This window comes from Helicobacter fennelliae (assembly GCF_900451005.1).
Taxonomy (GTDB): domain Bacteria; phylum Campylobacterota; class Campylobacteria; order Campylobacterales; family Helicobacteraceae; genus Helicobacter_B; species Helicobacter_B fennelliae.
Window position 1 is genome coordinate 510,866 of record NZ_UGIB01000001.1, and the last position, 17,047, is coordinate 527,912.

The window sequence follows — 17,047 nt, forward strand, 5'->3', positions numbered from 1 at the left end:
AAGGATTATTATGACTCAATTTTTAAAAAGTGTGATACAAGCTTCAAAGCAGATTATTCCTTGTATCACAAGTCGCGATGAAGCCATGCTTAAATCATACGGAAAAGGCGTGGGTGGCGATATAAGCAAAGGTGTGGATTTATTTTGTGAGAAGGTATTTTGTCAGAATCTAGTGCATATCGCACATATAGATTCTGAAGAATCTGGCTTCATACAATCCAAAAGCAAAAGCAGTGATGTCATCATTCTTGATCCACTTGATGGAAGCGATAATTATCTCTCAAATATCCCATATTATGGCGCGTCCTTAGCATTGTGCGATAAGCATGGCAGAGTCAAAGAAGCAAGTATTATTAATTTTTGTTTGGGCGAGGTGATTTATGATAGCACCACAGCAAATGCCCCACGCAAGCTCAATATATTCACAAATCAAGAGATTCCAATAGGCAATACCATTTCAAAATGTGGTATTTTTGAAAAAGCCTACTACCACCCCAAAATCGCCAAAAAACTTTACAAGCAGAATCTAAAATTTCGATCGCTTGGAGCAAGCGCGCTTTCTTTGGCGTATGCGCTCGAAAACAACTTTATGCTTTTTGGTGGTAAAATCCGCAAATACGACTGCAAAGCTGGGCTGTTTTTGTGTCGGAATCTTGAAGTGCTACACAAAAAAGATTTTTTACTCATAAGTCAAAATAAGAAAGTTTTTGGTATGATACACAAAATCCTCCAAAAATAAAAAGTGCAAAAACAAAACAAGGAAAATAGGAAACAAAGGGAGATAAATGGGGTTTGTTGAGTTTCTAAAAAACCTAAAGCGCAATGAAGAACGAAGTGCAAGAGATACTGCTTCACATTGGATAAAATGCCAAAAATGTAACGCTCTAATGTATCACAAAGAAGTGATCGCACATCAGCAAGTCTGCCCAAAATGCAATTATCACTTCAGAATCTCCGCACAAGAGAGAATCGCTCTAATGTGCGATGAAGAGAGCTTCATCGAATACGATAAAACGCTCGCCCCAATCGATCCGCTTAATTTTGTCGATAAAGAAAGCTACAAACAACGTATCAAAAAACACGAGAGCAAAACAGGGCGCCCAAGCTCAGTAATCGCTGGAGAAGGGCTTATTAATCGCGTGCCAATGCAAATTGTAGTCTTTGATTTTGCTTTTATGGGCGGGAGTTTGGGCTCGGTTGAGGGTGAGAAAATCGTGCGCGCTATCAATCGCGCCATACAAAAAAGACAATCTCTAGTCATCGTATCTACAAGTGGTGGTGCGAGAATGCAAGAATCTACTTATTCTTTAATGCAAATGGCAAAAACTTCAGCAGCACTCAATCTCCTATCACAGCATGGGTTGCCGTTTTTTTCTGTGCTTAGTGATCCGACTTTTGGCGGAGTGAGCGCGAGCTTTGCGTTTTTGGGTGATGTCATCATTGCAGAGCCCGGAGCGATGATTGGATTTGCAGGGGCTAGGGTGATTAAGCAGACTATCGGCTCTGACTTACCGGAAGGCTTTCAGACTGCGGAATTTTTGCTCGAACACGGGCTAATTGATATGATTGTAAATAGACAAGATTTGAGAAAAACTTTGAGCGATTTAAGCCTTTATCTCAACCCAAACGCGTATGAAAATTCTACTCTACACTATCTCCAAAGCTAAGCACACAGAATCCATTGAAATGCATTACCAAAAACAATGTAAGCAATTTGGCGCAGAAGTCATCATAGAAGATGTATTCACACCACATATTCACACCGCCCAAAAGCTCTCAGCACAAAAAGCACAGCTTGCTTATACTCAAGCTTTTTTGCCATATTTAGATTCTGGGCTTAATGTCGCTTTGCACCCAAAGGGCAGGGAGCTTGACACCTTGAAATTTGCCAAAATGCTAGAAGGGCAGATACAGGTGAAGTTTTTTATCGGTGGGGCTTTTGGATTTGGGGAGGAGTTTTTGCAAAAAACTTTGCCAATAAGCTTAAGTCGCCTTACTTTCGGACACAAAATCGCTAGAATCGTGATTTTGGAGCAGATTTATCGCGCATTAAGTATCATCAATAACCACCCATATCACAAATAAAGGAGAATCTTTTGGGCAAATATAGTGAATTTGAGGAAATGTTACAAAAAAGAAAAGAGACTTTACTTGAGATTTTGGATATGAGAAATTCAAATATCAAAAATATCCACTCAAGCCATCTCAAAGAAGACAGCGATTTGATTGCGGCTTCGATTCAAGGGCAGCTTGATTCATTGATTATTGAAAAATATCATTTAGAATTAAAAGAAGTCGAGAAAGCATTGCAAAAAATCGCACAAAACCTCTATGGAATCTGTGAAATGTGTGATGATGAAATCGATATAGAGCGACTCAAAATCAAGCCTCACGCGCGATTTTGCATCATTTGCAGAGAGCTGTATGAAAAATCTCAAAAAAACAAAACAACAGCAAAACCAAAAAAAGATAAAAACAAAAAAGATGAAGGAGATGAAAATGAAACTTAAATATTATGTCATTTTTTCGCTGGTATTTTTGGCGATTACATTTTTGATCGTTTTTGCTATAACGCAAGAAGAATACAATCTAGGCTTTGGCTCTCTTCCTATCGCACTATGGTTTTGCATAGTTGTGGGGTTGTTTTTTGTATGTTCGATTGTGTTTTTTATGGCGGATTGGCTGAAAGAAAAGTTTGCCCAAAGAAATAACCAAAAAGACTTTGACATCATCATCGATCAAATCATCTCTCAAGATCCAGACCAAAAAAATCTCTCCAAAATCAAAAATGCTTATTTTGCTAAATTTTCAAAAATCTTGCAACGATACGAGCTCAAGCCAAAGCTTGATACGCCAGATTCTACGACAAGCAAAATCGATAAGGTTTTTAATATTTACAAAAATATCAAAAACGGTGTCCAAGAGGATCTGCATAAAATCTCTTCAAAGCATACCGAATACGAAAGGCTCAATGATTGTAACTATGCCTCAAAAGGCAATAAAAACGCGCTAGAAATACTCAAAAATACTTCCAAACCGCTTGAAGTCCGACAATTTGCGTTTCATGTGATTTGCGAATCCAAAAAAGACAAAGATATATTTAAGGCTTTAAGCTATGTGCAAGATTGTCTCAATAAAGATTTAGTCTATATAATCGCTAATCAACTCACAGAGCTAAAGCTTGAATCATCACAGATTTCGGAGTATTGCAAGCAAGTGGGATTTGAATGCGATGATTATGTCAAGCTTGCCCAGAATCTACACACAAAGCTTAGCCCTGATGAATGGTTGAAGCTTTTTGCGGATTTGGCACACCTTGATGAAAAAGCCCAAAAAGCGTATATATATGTGCTACTTGAGCTTGAGATGATTTCTCAAGCCACTGATGAGCTTAAATCCAATCAAAATGACGAGCTTTTAGGATTGCGCGCTTATATCGACCTCAAAAAAGCAGGCAAAAACTACCCCCTTGAATTATTTACGTGTTAGATCTTTTTAGATTCTGGGACTTGATGAGGTTTGATTATCACAAAATCTCATCTGCTCCTAACACATAAACCCACACATAAATAAAATAAATCCCTAGAGAAAACCTCATAGATTTGAACTTCATAGTATCAATATATTATTCAAGATTTTTGCATTATTTTTGATTTAAGACTTTTAGATTCTCACACTTTAAGATTCTTAGGCTTATTATATGCGATTTAATGCACTATTGTTTTGTGTATTTTATATGTATTTTCTATGATAAATTCATAAACACATATTGTGTTTGTATATAAAAGTAACACTAAGCTATTTATTTTTATAAATTTTGATAAAACACATATTGTGTTTATAAAAAATAGATTAGAATCACTCTTGTATTAAAAAAAAATAACAAAGGATACACAATGGCAAATCTTACACATCATAATTTCACACCAAACACTCTAGCACTTCATGCTGGATATGAATACGACTCACAGAGAACACTCAGTGTGCCGATCTACCAAAGCAGTGCTTATAACTTCGAGAATCTAGCACAAGCTAAAGCGCGATTTGGGCTTGAAGAATTAGGCAATATCTACTCACGACTCACCAATCCAACGATTGACATTCTTGCCAAAAGGCTTGCAGCCGTAGAAGATGGCGCATTTGGCACGATTACAGCAAGTGGAGGCGCGGCTATATTTTATGCTCTTGTCAATCTCGCTCAAAACGGCGATAATATCGCGTTTTCAAACAAAATCTATGGCGGGACGCAAACGCTCATCGTGCATACATTGAAACGTTTTGGCATAGAAGGAAGGGTATTTGATATTGATGATTTGAGTAGCTTAGAAAAAGTGATAGATTCTAAGACAAAGGCTATATTTTTTGAATCTCTCTCCAATCCGCAAATCTCAATTCCTGACATTGAGGTCATCACGCGCATTGCCAAAAAATCTGGCATCGTTACAATCTGTGATAACACCGTGGCTACACCGATTTTATTTCGTCCTTTTGACTTTGGGATTGATATTTCTGTGCATAGTTTGACAAAATACATCAATGGTCATGGTAGCGGATTAGGTGGGGCTATTATCGAGCGTGAGGGCTTAAATGATCTCATCAAAGGTAACCCTCGCTATGAAGCGTTTAACACCCCTGATGAAAGCTACCATGGGCTTGTGTATGCAAGCCTTCCGCTACCTATTTTTAGTATTCGCATTATCACAGAATGGCTACGCAATATCGGCGCGACTCTAAGCCCGCAAAACGCGTGGATTCATCTGCAAGGATTAGAGACATTAGAGCTTAGGATCAAACAACACAGCGATAATGCCCTAAAAGTCGCGCAATTCCTAGAATCTCACCCAAAAGTTACGCAAGTTGATTACCCAGCACTAGAATCTAACCCCTATCATAAATTATTAAAAAAATATTTTGTAGGTGGGCTATCAAGCGGACTTTTGAGCTTTGAAGCACAAAGCTATGAAGCTGCACAACAAATCTGCAACACTTTGGAGCTTTTCTCAATTACCGCAAATATCGGGGATTCTAAATCATTAGTGATCCACCCATACTCAACCACGCATTCACAACTCAGCGAAGCCGAGCTTAAATCCTCAGGAATCACGCCAAATACAATAAGACTTAGCGTGGGATTAGAATCCGCAAGCGACTTGATCGCTGATCTCAAAAAAGCGATTGAAAAATAAGCTCTATAATACGCAAAGTATAAATAAGCCTTTTGGCTTATTTGAGCCTTAAAATAAAATACAAGTAAATAAACAATTTTGAAGTGAAAGGAGCAAAATGCCACTTATTATTCCCGAGCAGATTCCAGCGTATAAACTTCTGAAAGATTATGTATTTATCATCGGGCAAAAGCGTGCTATCATGCAAGATATACGACCACTAGAAGTGCTTATAGTCAATCTTATGCCTATCAAAATCCAAACAGAAAATCAGATTCTCTCTTTGATTGGAAACTCGCCATTACAAGTTAATATCACACTTCTTGCGACGCAGAGCTACAAAGGCACAAATACGCCACAAAGCCATTTGGATAGATTCTATACAAAATTTAGCGATATTGTTGGCAAAAATTTTGATGGCGCAATCGTTACTGGCGCGCCCATCGAGCATTTGGCATTTGAAGAGGTCAAATATTGGCAGGAGCTTAAAGAAGTGATGAACTATTTGCGCAAGCATTGCACAAGCACGATGTATCTTTGCTGGGGAGCTATGGCTGGACTTTATCATTTTCATCATATTGACAAAATCGCGTTGTCTCATAAGTTATTTGGCGTTTTTAAGCACCGCGCTACCGCAGATGATGTGCTTTTAAGTGGGCTTAATGATACGATAAAAATTCCGCATTCTAGGCATTCAGGCATTGATGAGAAAAAAGTCAGGGCATTAAGCAAGCAAGGCACTTTAAAAATCCTGCTTGAAGGCAAAAAAAGCGGCATAAGTATCATCAAAGATCACAAAGATATTTTTATACTCGGACACCCCGAATACAGCAAAGAAACGCTAGATAACGAATACAAGCGTGACAAAGCCAAAGGGCTTTCTATCTCCAAACCAAAAAAATATTACGACAAAAATGGCACACCGCAAATGACTTGGCGATCTGATGCAAGTGTGATTTTTGCAAATTGGCTCAATTTTAATGTTTATCAAGCCACACCTTTTAAATTCTAGATTTTGGCTATAATGCAATCTACAAATTAAAAAGTTTTGCTAAAAGGATTTTGCGTTTATGATAAATATTGTCGCTTTTGTTGTGCTTGGGCTAATTGTCGCTTTATTTGGCGTGCTACTTGTGCGGATATTTATCCAAAAGCAAGACATCATCAAAGACTATCACCACCTCAAAGCTATACTTGAAAATGAGCTTGCTACAAAACTTAGCCTACAACAATCCTTGCAAAATGCAGAATCTCAAAACCTTATCCTTAATCAAGAAAACGCCAAACTCCAAGAGCGTCTCAAAGCACATCTTGAGACATCACAAAACCTCCTTAAAGAAAAAGATTCTGCGATGGCAAAAGCGCAAAACGACTACAAAGAAGCACAGGCAAATCTTGAAAGCAAATACGAAAAAACCCTAGAGCTTATCAAGCAAGAACTCCAAGAGCGATTTACAAAACAGCAAGAAGCATTGCTTAATGAAAATCGAGTCGCGCTCAATAAAGATTCTAGAAAGCTTATGGACGAAATCTTTACGCCCATACAAAAAAGTATCAAAGAATACGAAGATCGACTCACAAAAAACGAATCCGCGATCAAAACAAATATCGAAAAAATGTTTGATTACAGCAAGCAGATCAAAGATGATGCTAATAAATTTGCCAGAATCTTAAGTGGCGAGAAAAAAATCCGCGGAAATTTTGCCGAGATCCAGCTCAAAAGCGTGCTACAAAATAGCGGACTTCTTGAGGGCGAACATTACAAACTCCAGCAATCTTTCAAATATGAGGGCAAAACCTACATCATTGATGCAGTTGTCAGCCTTGATAAAGAAAAAAGCTTTGCTGTCGATGCGAAATTCTCCCTCCCTGATACGCAATCACTGCAAAATCAAAACGACGAATATGATGATAAACCTCAAGACACAAAAGCCCAAGAGGCTCAAAAAGAAATCCTTTGCAAAGAATTAGCCCAGAATCTCAAAGCGCGTATCGATGAGCTTGCAGCAAAGCCGTATGAAAAATACAATCTCTACACCTATGATTTTATATTTCTTTTTATCCCCTACCAAAATATCCTTGATCTCGCGCTTAGTGCTGATAGCACGCTATATCAATACGCTTCCAAAAAAAATATTTATCTTGCAACTCCATATATACTTTTTATGGCTCTTAAGGCAGTCAATATCTCTTGGCGACATACCGATAGCAATGAAAAAGTTATGCGCGCGTTTGAAGAGATAAAAAAAATCCGCGATAAATTTAATGGCGTAATTGATGATTTTGAAAAAATCAAAAGAAACATTGGAACTCTGAATAACTCAATTGGTGATTTAGACAAAAAGCTCCTCAGCGGCAATGGTAATTTCCATAAGCGACTTCAAGACATCGAAGCACTCGAGCTCAAAACCCAAAAAGCAATCGCTGAAAATTAGCATTTGCAATGGCAAGTTAGAATCTAGATTCTAAAATAGATTCTGGTTTGATTCCCCATAGATTCTTCGGCAAGCCTAAGATATGACAAGAGGGTGGTAAGGTATTTTGTCCTGGAATCTAGATTCTATGCAAAATATAGATTCTAGATTGTGGTAGATTTTATAAAGCAAACTTTAGAGAAATTTTTTATTTCAGGAGAAATGTAGAAAAATGCAGGGCTACATTTTATCGACACATACCCAAAAAAACGAGGATCTCATCGTCAAAATCCTCACGCAAGATTCCATAGAAAACCTTTATCGCTTTTATGGCGCGAGGCATTCGATCGTGCATATTGGGCATAAGATTGACTTTATCAAAGAACATAATGGAATCTTTATGCCAAGATTGCGTAATATCATTCATTTGGGCTTTGGCTGGGAGAGAGACCTTGAGAGAGTGTATGCGTGGCAGCGATTTATGGAGCTTTTAAGCGCGCATTTAAAAGACATTTATCATATTGAGCCGTTTTATTTTGAGATTCTAGATTCTGGAGCAAAAAAGCTTCACAAACAAAATCCTTATCGCGTGATGCTTGAGATGTATGCGCAAATACTACACAACGAAGGACGCAATCCTCTTAATAACGATAAATGCCTGCTGTGCGGAGGGGCTTTGTATGCACAATCTAACACCACAGAATCTAGCGCAAAATTAATTGCAGAATCCAACACACAATCCATCTCGCTTATTCGTGGATTTTTACCGATACACACGCACTGCTCACAAAGCACGATGTGCTTTAATGCCTCTCAAATTTATACATTTTTTACACAACTCTCAACCCTGCATTTAGACGATGAAGACATTATCAAACTCTATAAAATCCTTCTTTTGGGCTTATAAAATTAGTTTATTAAGCAGGCTTTAATGAGGCTAGCTTAATATAAATTCATTTTTAAGACTTAAATTGATAACATTATGCGTTTTTTGCTTTTATGTATGATAATTTTCGAATGGGACAATCTTAGCTTTAGGATAAAAATGCAATATATAAGATTCTGGATTTTTGCGTTATGTGTGGTATTGCTTGGCTCTTGTGCGCTACCTCCAAAGCCCACAGCACAAAATAGCGCGACACTTAGCATTGACTTTTATAGTGAAGTCATCACAAATCCCAAATCCAAACCCATACACCGCTCTGTGCTGACATATTGGCGCAAGCTAAATCCTGATGGCACAAAAGGCGATCGCTTTGCTATCGGTGGGGCAAATGCGTTTAATCGTGCGATGAATACTTCGCGCTTTCGTAAGCAAAAAGAAGAGAATCTAAAGCTTGATGCGGGGTTGTATTATTTGGATTCGTTTGAGGTGATGGATAGAGATAATAAGCAGATTCTCATCTCCCAAAGGGGAGATTATACAGAGCGCAATGGCTGGAATGATGAGACAAATCAGCCGCGGTATTTTATGCTTAAGCTCAAAGAAAACCAGCACCTCAAACTTCAAGCCAAAGTTAATGCTATCGATAGTATTGATAGTATCGATAGTAGCGCCACTACAAGCACAACTAAAAAGCACATACAATTTGTATTTACACATCTCACACCAAGCGATGTTTATACGCAAATCCATAAGGGCGTAGAAGTTGAAGTGATTTTTGATTCTGATATATCTAATCAAGCCAACCAAATAGAGCAAGCAGAATCTAGTAATACATTAGAAAATTAACAAACACGAAATTTAACAAACATAAGGAGGAATTTTGCAGTATTATAATCAACCTAAAAAGCAATCCAAAAGGAATATGAATTGCTTTGCAAACACAGAAATATCATTCACATTTATCATACATAGAGAGTTGAGAGGATTCAATAGAAAAATCAATGGAGTGTTCAATGGCTGAAATCATCACAATAACTTCCGGAAAAGGTGGCGTAGGTAAATCAACTGCCACTGCAAATATTGCTGTCGGATTAGCACAAATGCAAACTAAAGTCGTCGCGATTGACTTTGATATAGGATTGCGGAATCTTGATATGATTTTGGGATTAGAAAATCGTATCGTATATGATGTGGTTGATGTAATGGAAGGCAAATGCAATCTCGCACAAGCCCTTATCCAAGACAAAAAAACGCCAACACTTTATTTTTTGCCCGCAAGCCAAAGCAAAGACAAAAACATTCTTGACAAAAACAAAGTCAAAGCCCTCATAGAAGAGCTCAAAAAAGATTTTGATTATATTTTGCTTGATTCTCCTGCGGGCATAGAGGGTGGATTTGAGCATGCTATTTTTTGGGCTGATAGGGCACTCATTGTCGTAACGCCAGAAGTAAGCTCTGTGCGAGATAGCGATAGGGTTATAGGTATCATTGATGCCAAATCCGACAAAGCCGCCAAAGGACAAAAAATCCAAAAACATCTCATCATTAATCGCATAAAGCCAGAGCTCGTCAAAAACGGACAAATGCTCCAAACTGAAGACATACTCAAAATCCTTGCTATTCCACTTATAGGGCTTATCCCTGAAGATGAGCAAATCGTCTCTGCGACAAATCGCGGTGAGCCAGTGATTTATGACAAAAACAGCATAAGCGCGCAATGCTACAAAAGAATCGCGCGCAGAATCGCAGGCGAAGAAGTGCCATTTGAGGAGCTGAAAGCTCAAGGCGGAATCTTTAGCACTTTCAAAAGGCTATTTCAATGAGCTGGTTAAAAATATTTGCTAAAGATTCTAGCGCAAATGTCGCCAAAGATAGACTCACGCTTGTTTTGGCGCATGAGCGCAGTATCAAGGTCCCATATATGGACGATATGAAACGAGAGATTTTAGAAGTTGTCAAAAAATACACAAACGCTAATGCCGACAAAATCACGATCAAAGCGGATTCTAATCAGCATATCAATACCTTAGAAGTTGAGATAAAATTGGAGCAATAATGAATAGTAGCAGACTCCTTAAAACACTCAAAATCATCAGCACCATTGCGGCAATTGCGATATTGTGTATATGCGGGTATTTTGGGTATGAATTCTACCAAAGCCAAACACACCAAACACAAGAATCTACACCCAAAATAGCAGAATCTAGCCCAGAATCTAACCCCATACAATCCAATACAGAATCAAATACACAATCCTCAGCAGAAGCCTCGCCACTTGATAAAATCACAACAGATCTTGATGAGCAATGGGCAAGTATTTTAGACAAAGCCCAAAACGCCAAACAATCCCAAGAGCAAGATAGCAAACAAGACAAAGATCAAAATAGAGAACAAAGCAAAGAGCAAGCCCAGAATCTAGAATCTAGCCAGCCACAAAATCCAAAGCATTCTGCCAAAGCAACTAAGTCAAAACCACAAGCCACAACTTCCAGAGCAAAAAAGCCTTACCTTGCGATCATTATGGACGATATGGCATACCAAAGCCAGCTCTCTGAGCTCAAAAAACTCAATCTCCGCATAACGCCATCGTTTTTCCCTGTGAGTGAGGATTCAAAAGATACTGCCAAAATGGCAAAAACAATGCCGTTTTATATGGTGCATCTCCCGCTAGAAGCAGAGCATGCGCAGCACTCTCACCATCAGTGGATTCTCACAGGCTCAAGCCTCCAAAGCATTAGAGACAATATCGCGACAATCAAAAAAGACTTCCCAAATCTCCAATACATCAACAACCACACTGGAAGCAAATTTAGCGCAAGCCTCATAGATATGCAGAATCTTTTATTTGTGCTAAATGAATATGGCATTGATTTTGTGGATTCTCGCACGACTCCACATACCGCCGCGCCAGAGATTTATAAACAAAGCAAGCGCGCATTGCTCTATCGCGATGTGTTTTTGGATAATGAGCAAAACACCGCCTATACGCTTAAGCAACTGCAATTAGCGATTTCTATCGCCAAAAAGAAAGGCTATGCGATTGCGATTTGCCACCCACACACAAGCACTTTTAAAGCACTCAAAATCGCAAAAGAAAAGCTTTTTGACGAAGTGGAGCTTGTCTATATCAAAGATCTACCAATCGCGCAAAATCGACCACCTTTGCATATCACAATCAGTGCGGAAAATGCGGAGTTTTTGCCACATAGCCAAGCCACAAAAGATTCTCTTCTATCAGAATCCACATCAAAAACCGCAGAATCTGCAGAATCCATAGAGCGACAACGACCCTCAAAAATCGATCAAAGCGTATTTGAGGAAGTCAAGCGCACACAAGCATTACAACAAAAGCAAAATCCAAAATCCAAAAATCCCAAATCCACAAGCCACAATCCCGCAACATACACGACACAAGAGACCATAACGGCAACTACACAAGAATGCGAGCAAAGCGAAATAGAAGCATTTATATCAGGCTGTCCTATGCCTAAAGGATACAAAGAGCAGAGCGGGTTTATAAATTTGCAATGGAGCAAAGAACAACACACAAAAGAAAACACAAAAACAAACAAAAACAACAATTCTACGCAAATATCACATAAGCCAAAAGATTTTCTTGATATAGAAAACACGCAATAAATGGATAATGTATGAATAGTGGTTTTGAGGCACAATCACTCTCTCAAATCCCACATCAATTCAATATCCTTAGCACCCCTCCAAAGCAGTTGTTTTATACAGGCGATATATCTTTGCTTGACAAATCCCCCAAAATCGCTATCATAGGCACAAGAAAACCAAATGTGTATAGCAAAACCCTTACTTCATTTTTGGCAAAAGAAATAAGCCAAGCAGGCGGAATCGTCGTAAGTGGCGGGGCATTAGGAATCGACATCATCGCACACAACGTCGCCTTACCTCAAACAATCCTCATCTCACCTGCAAGCCTTGATACAATCTATCCTGCATTTAACGCGCCTATCATCAAGCAAATCGCAGAATCTGGGCTTATCCTTAGCGAATATGAAAGCAACACACAGCCCAAACAATACGAATTCCTCCATAGAAATCGCCTCATCATCGCACTTAGTGATATAGTCATTATCCCGCAAGCCGATCTCAAAAGCGGCTCGATGCATAGCGCAAAGCTTAGTCAAACCTTGCAAAAACCATTGTTTGTGTTTTCACATCGCATAGGAGAATCTCAAGGCACACAATCACTTTTGCAAAACAATCAAGCAAAGCCTATTTATGACATTGAGGCATTTTTGCAAGAAATCAACCTCAAAAAAGCCCTAAATAATGCAGAGATAACTTCAGATGAGATTTTGGAATTTTGCAAATCAAACCCAATCTTTGAAGAGGCGTATTTACGCTTTGGAGAAAGTATCCTTGAATACGAGTTTGAGGGCAAAATTATGCGACAAAACGGAAGATTATTTATACATAATCCATGAGAGAATCTATGCAAGATCTGACAAATCAAACAATAATAGGCTGTGATATTGGGCTAAAGCGCATAGGTTTGGCTAAAATCTGCAATGGTATTATTTTGCCACTTGCCCCACTCTTACGCAAAAACAGAAATCAAGCAGCACAAGAGCTATCAAAACTCTTAATAGAGCAGAATCCTATCACACTTGTAGTCGGTATGCCAAGCCAAAATCTCGAAATGCAAAAACGTATTAAGCATTTTATCTCGCTTGTGGCATTTGATGGGCAAATAATCTACATCAACGAGGATAATACAAGTCTAGAAGCCCTCGAATCACTTTGTCATTTCTCAAGAGGCAATAAAATCAACGCACAAAAAAATGGCAAACTCGACTCTCTAGCAGCATGCAAGATTCTAGAGAGATATATTGCAAATACCACAAACAAGAGTGAATTATAGATTTTTTGCGAGATTCTAGATTCTGCAAAATCATATTTACCAAATTTATATTTACAATGTTCCCAAAAATGCCTCTAAGGCTTGCAATTCATCTTTGCTAAGATTGAGCTCATGAAGGAGATTATCAGTTAGAGGAAAAAGCGGGTCGTTTTCTTGCTCTGGGGTTTTTGGCTTGAGATGATACATTCCTTTGTTATAAGCATTCAGCACGCCTTTGAGATGAGGAAACTTACCATTATGCATATATGGCGCGCTCTTTGCTACGCCTCGCAAGCTTGGGGTTTTAAATTTTCCAGAATCTTGCGGATTTTTGGTTACTTCATATCGTCCTAAGTCTTGATACTTTCTTCCATACCAGCTCAATCCTAAATTATGATACCCCTCATCACTAAAAGCCACGCCACTATGGCAATTCATACAGCGCGCTTTTGTGCGAAAGATATGTAGCCCCCACACCTCCTCATCGCTTAATGCCTTAACATTGCCTCGTATAAATCTATCAAATCGTGAAGTCTTTGGCATAAGGCTTCGCTCATAAGTAGCGATTGCCTGTGCGATGCGCTCACTATTTATAGCACCATCACCAAAAGCCGCTTTGAAATCTGCTTTATAAGATTCTATTTTATTGAGTTTTTTTGCGGCTTTGCCTATATCATAAGCCATTTCTTTTTTGTCAGCGATTGGAAAGCTTACTTGTGCTTCCAAAGATTCTGCGCGCCCGTCCCAAAACTTCTCCTTACCAAACGCACTCATCACTACACTTGGTGCATTGCGTCTGCCAAGAGCCCTATCATGCCCATAGCTTACACTGCGCCCATTTGAATACCCCTGCTCTTTGTCATGGCAAGAGGTGCAAGCGATTTGGTTTGAGAGTGAGAGTTTGGGGTCATTAAATAATCTCTCGCCAAGTTTTGCCTTTGCCTCGCTGTATGGGTTAGATTCTGGATAGGGGGCTTCATCAGGAAGTGCGCCTATTTCTTGCCACTGCACGCCTTCATCGACAAGCGGCTTCTCCCAATGGCTAGAATCTTTGCTATACATTTTTCTTATATCATCTATATCTCGTGGTAGCTCTATACCAAAAGCACTCTCACACATTACTATCGCAATACTTAACGCAAAAATATTCCTTATCATTTGATCTCTCCTTTGTTGTGGTTGTTTGTGGTTGTTTGTGGTTGTTGTGTGTTGATTATAATTTATAGCCTACCTGTAGCCAAAACTGCCGCCCTAGCTCATAGACTGCAATCGCAGTGCTAGAAGCTATGCCTGTCACTGCGCCACCTGTAATTCCGCTTCCTTGCAAGGCTGTGAGATTTTGCGTATTAAGCACATTATAAATATCAAGATTCACATAGAGCGTATTTTTATGCCACATATCCACTTCAAAGCCTATGCGCATATCCCAAGTGAAAGCGCCCGGAAAGCGCATTTTGGCATATTGCTGAATGGAGGGGTCTATGCTTGTATTATATCCGGGCTGATTTCTGCTAATTAGCACCATTCGCTCATACCCATCGCGATAGCGAAAAAAGTTATTCCACAGCCATTTTGTGCGCCAAATGTTATAAGTGTGCGTTGTGGTAAGGCGCAGGGTAAAAGGGCGCGCCCAATTTTCGGTAGGTCTATCGCGGTAGTTTATAAGCTGCCCGTCATAATAGATTTGATTATTTTCGATATAGGCATCATCGGCAGCATAGATATTGTAGCTGCGCCTTGTGTTTGTGTAGTCAAAGGCAAAAAGATAATGGTGCGTGATTCCAAAAGTTTGTATGGGCTTTACATTTTGCACCATAAGGGCGATAATATCACTTTGCGAGCTACCATCATTACTCCAAGAGCTTACTGCATTGCTCCCGCTGCCTGTTTGTCTTTGCATTATCTCATCTTTGCCGCTTCTATGGATATATTTTAGGCTTGCATTAAAGAGCCAAAGATTTTGCGTGATTCCAAAGGTTAGCTCATCATCATAGGGGACATTAAGCTTTGAGAATGTATAGCCTAAGTCACTAGTATTTGTGGTATTAAGCGCCCAATCTCCGGGCGTTTGCCCAGCGGTAATACTGCGTTTGTAATTTTCTCTATTTGTTATCGCTTCTGCATAGAGCCGATAGCTTAAGAGATTGCGCCCATAGTAGCGATTTGCTCCAAAAATAAAAGTCGTTTTGTAGGAATCCTCCCAAGGCGCTATATGATTAAGTGAAAATCTTGGCGCTAAAGTATGCTTACTCATATAAGTATCGCCATCTAGCCTAAGCCCAAAGCGTGCATTCATGCTTCCTGCATTGCCAAAGTCAAACTTCATATCATCTTCTACATAGCTTCCATAGGAGAAAAGATTAAAGCCAAAGTTGCCCGCTTTCCAAATATATATTTGGTTTGCATACTGCCCAACCGAACTATTTTGCCCAAAGACAGGCGACATAGAGCATAAATCAAGCCCCAAGCTATCTACCCCGCAAGTTTGACTGCTTGTTAGAGGCTGTGGATTCCCTTGCACTGCGGTTAGGTCATTTAAGCGATTGCGTGCGACATCTTGGTAGGAAAACTCCGCACCCACCCTAAAGGTATTTTCAATGCGCCAAAAGCTAAGGGGCTCAAACTGCATATCTGATTTGTAATTTAGCGTATGCTGTCTTTGGTCTATATCGCCATAGCCACCTTCAAAGACTATGCCCGCTCCTGTGGTAGCGTTGCTTGTCCCGCCCCAGTTTTTCTCTGCACTTCTGCGCCACTGATAAAAGTAGTTTGCATCACTGCGCCTTGAGTTTTCAAGCCATGAGTAGCTTAGCGTATTTGTCCATAGCCCCAAGTCTGTATCCCATAGCGCTTTTAGCCCACTTTGCACGCCTCCGCTTTGCATAGCATAGTAGCTATTTCTTGCTAGAGGGTTAAAGTAGGTATTATCTTGTGGCATATAGGCTAATGTTGCTTCAAGCGTGAAAGATTCAGTAGGGTTATAATTTGCCTTTAGGTAGTAGTTATAGCTTTGGCGCTTTTGCTCCCTGCCTTGTGCTACATCATCGCCAGCATTTGAGTAGTTTGAGCGATAGCTTGCCAAAGGGATAAAGCTTTGCGTGGTGGAAAAGCTTGCAATTAGCCCTAGATTCTTTGTGATATAGCCCTCTGTATTTGCCCGCACAAGGTGCTTTACAAAATTTGGCTGATAGTTTTCCTCCGCACTTGTGGCAAACATGGATTCTGCACTTGGGTGGATAAAGTATTGCGTGAATTTATCGCTTGTGTATTGATAGGAGACATTTGCATGCCAGCCATCAAAGCGAGGCTTGCGCACATTTGCTTCTATCACGCCACCAGTGAATCGCCCATACGCCGCAGAGATATTGCTATCCTGCACGACAATAGATTCTAGCAGGCTTGTATCCACCGCTAAGCCTTGACTTCTACCACCGCGGATATTACTTTGATTATTCGTCGTGCCGCCATTTGGATCCAAGTCATTATTCATATTGAATCCATCAAGTTGGAAATTATTTTGATAGAAAAGCCCGCCACTAATGCTGACATTTGCGGGGTCGATTTCGCCAGGCGTCGTGCTTCTTAGCTGCGCGTTGTCATACTGCACATTTGGCAGGATTCTAAGGATTGAGGTAATATCGCCATTCCCGCTAGGGTTGGAATCTAGCATTTCTCTATTGATAGAGCCAGCGGTATTTTGGTATTTGTC

The 17,047-nt window shown here is 39.6% G+C and carries 17 protein-coding genes; 15 read left to right on the plus strand and 2 right to left on the minus strand.

What is annotated here, in order from left to right:
- Positions 1-10 precede the first annotated feature (10 nt).
- From DY109_RS02465 to ruvX, 15 genes are all read left to right on the plus strand, one after another.
- Positions 11-739: an inositol monophosphatase family protein gene (locus DY109_RS02465; RefSeq protein WP_023947667.1), complete on the plus strand. Its 729-nt coding sequence runs from the start codon at positions 11-13 to the stop codon at positions 737-739.
- Positions 740-785: 46 nt separating this feature from the next.
- Positions 786-1,667 (plus strand): acetyl-CoA carboxylase, carboxyltransferase subunit beta, encoded by an 882-nt coding sequence (gene accD, locus DY109_RS02470; RefSeq protein WP_023947665.1) that lies wholly within the window; start codon positions 786-788, stop codon positions 1,665-1,667.
- The gene (locus tag DY109_RS02475; RefSeq protein ID WP_023947663.1) at positions 1,633-2,085 is read left to right on the plus strand and encodes a 23S rRNA (pseudouridine(1915)-N(3))-methyltransferase RlmH; all 453 of its coding nucleotides are present in this window, start codon (positions 1,633-1,635) and stop codon (positions 2,083-2,085) included. The genes accD and DY109_RS02475 overlap by 35 nt, the downstream gene beginning before the upstream one ends.
- A gap of 11 nt (positions 2,086-2,096) precedes the next feature.
- The gene (gene dksA / locus DY109_RS02480; protein WP_023947661.1) at positions 2,097-2,510 is read left to right on the plus strand and encodes an RNA polymerase-binding protein DksA; all 414 of its coding nucleotides are present in this window, start codon (positions 2,097-2,099) and stop codon (positions 2,508-2,510) included.
- Complete coding sequence (locus tag DY109_RS02485; protein WP_023947660.1) at positions 2,500-3,489, plus strand: Frag1/DRAM/Sfk1 family protein; 990 nt, start codon at positions 2,500-2,502, stop codon at positions 3,487-3,489. Before dksA ends, DY109_RS02485 begins: the two co-directional genes overlap by 11 nt.
- Positions 3,490-3,896: 407 nt before the next feature.
- A complete protein-coding gene (locus DY109_RS02490) occupies positions 3,897-5,186 on the plus strand; it encodes an O-acetylhomoserine aminocarboxypropyltransferase/cysteine synthase family protein (RefSeq protein ID WP_023947658.1) in 1,290 nt (429 codons plus the stop codon).
- Between the two features lie 97 nt (positions 5,187-5,283).
- Entirely contained in the window at positions 5,284-6,177 is an 894-nt protein-coding gene (locus tag DY109_RS02495) for a homoserine O-succinyltransferase (RefSeq protein ID WP_023947656.1), read from the plus strand.
- 58 nt (positions 6,178-6,235) lie between these two features.
- Positions 6,236-7,600 (plus strand): DNA recombination protein RmuC, encoded by a 1,365-nt coding sequence (locus DY109_RS02500; protein WP_023947654.1) that lies wholly within the window; start codon positions 6,236-6,238, stop codon positions 7,598-7,600.
- Between the two features lie 211 nt (positions 7,601-7,811).
- Entirely contained in the window at positions 7,812-8,486 is a 675-nt protein-coding gene (gene recO / locus DY109_RS02505; RefSeq protein WP_023947652.1) for a recombination protein RecO, read from the plus strand.
- A gap of 138 nt (positions 8,487-8,624) precedes the next feature.
- Entirely contained in the window at positions 8,625-9,311 is a 687-nt protein-coding gene (locus DY109_RS02510) for a hypothetical protein (protein WP_023947650.1), read from the plus strand.
- Between the two features lie 167 nt (positions 9,312-9,478).
- Positions 9,479-10,288 carry a septum site-determining protein MinD gene (gene minD / locus DY109_RS02515; RefSeq protein WP_023947648.1) on the plus strand — a complete coding sequence of 270 codons (810 nt, stop codon included), beginning with the start codon at positions 9,479-9,481 and terminating at the stop codon, positions 10,286-10,288.
- On the plus strand, positions 10,285-10,521 hold the full coding sequence (gene minE / locus DY109_RS02520; protein WP_023947646.1) for a cell division topological specificity factor MinE: 237 nt from the start codon (positions 10,285-10,287) through the stop codon (positions 10,519-10,521). The genes minD and minE overlap by 4 nt, the downstream gene beginning before the upstream one ends.
- Positions 10,521-12,104: a divergent polysaccharide deacetylase family protein gene (locus tag DY109_RS02525; protein WP_023947644.1), complete on the plus strand. Its 1,584-nt coding sequence runs from the start codon at positions 10,521-10,523 to the stop codon at positions 12,102-12,104. The genes minE and DY109_RS02525 overlap by 1 nt, the downstream gene beginning before the upstream one ends.
- 11 nt (positions 12,105-12,115) lie before the next feature.
- On the plus strand, positions 12,116-12,922 hold the full coding sequence (gene dprA, locus DY109_RS02530) for a DNA-processing protein DprA (protein ID WP_023947642.1): 807 nt from the start codon (positions 12,116-12,118) through the stop codon (positions 12,920-12,922).
- 8 nt (positions 12,923-12,930) lie between these two features.
- Positions 12,931-13,359: a Holliday junction resolvase RuvX gene (ruvX, locus tag DY109_RS02535; RefSeq protein ID WP_034549483.1), complete on the plus strand. Its 429-nt coding sequence runs from the start codon at positions 12,931-12,933 to the stop codon at positions 13,357-13,359.
- Positions 13,360-13,410: 51 nt separating this feature from the next.
- On the opposite strand, the gene DY109_RS02540 is transcribed toward ruvX, so the two are convergent.
- Together DY109_RS02540 and DY109_RS02545 are read right to left on the minus strand one after the other, a co-directional pair.
- Positions 13,411-14,496, minus strand: coding sequence for a cytochrome-c peroxidase (locus DY109_RS02540; protein ID WP_023947638.1), 1,086 nt, complete (start codon positions 14,494-14,496; stop codon positions 13,411-13,413).
- A gap of 55 nt (positions 14,497-14,551) precedes the next feature.
- Positions 14,552-17,008, minus strand: a complete 2,457-nt coding sequence (locus DY109_RS02545; RefSeq protein ID WP_115737755.1) for a TonB-dependent receptor — start codon at positions 17,006-17,008, stop codon at positions 14,552-14,554.
- Between the last annotated feature and the right edge of the window lie 39 nt (positions 17,009-17,047).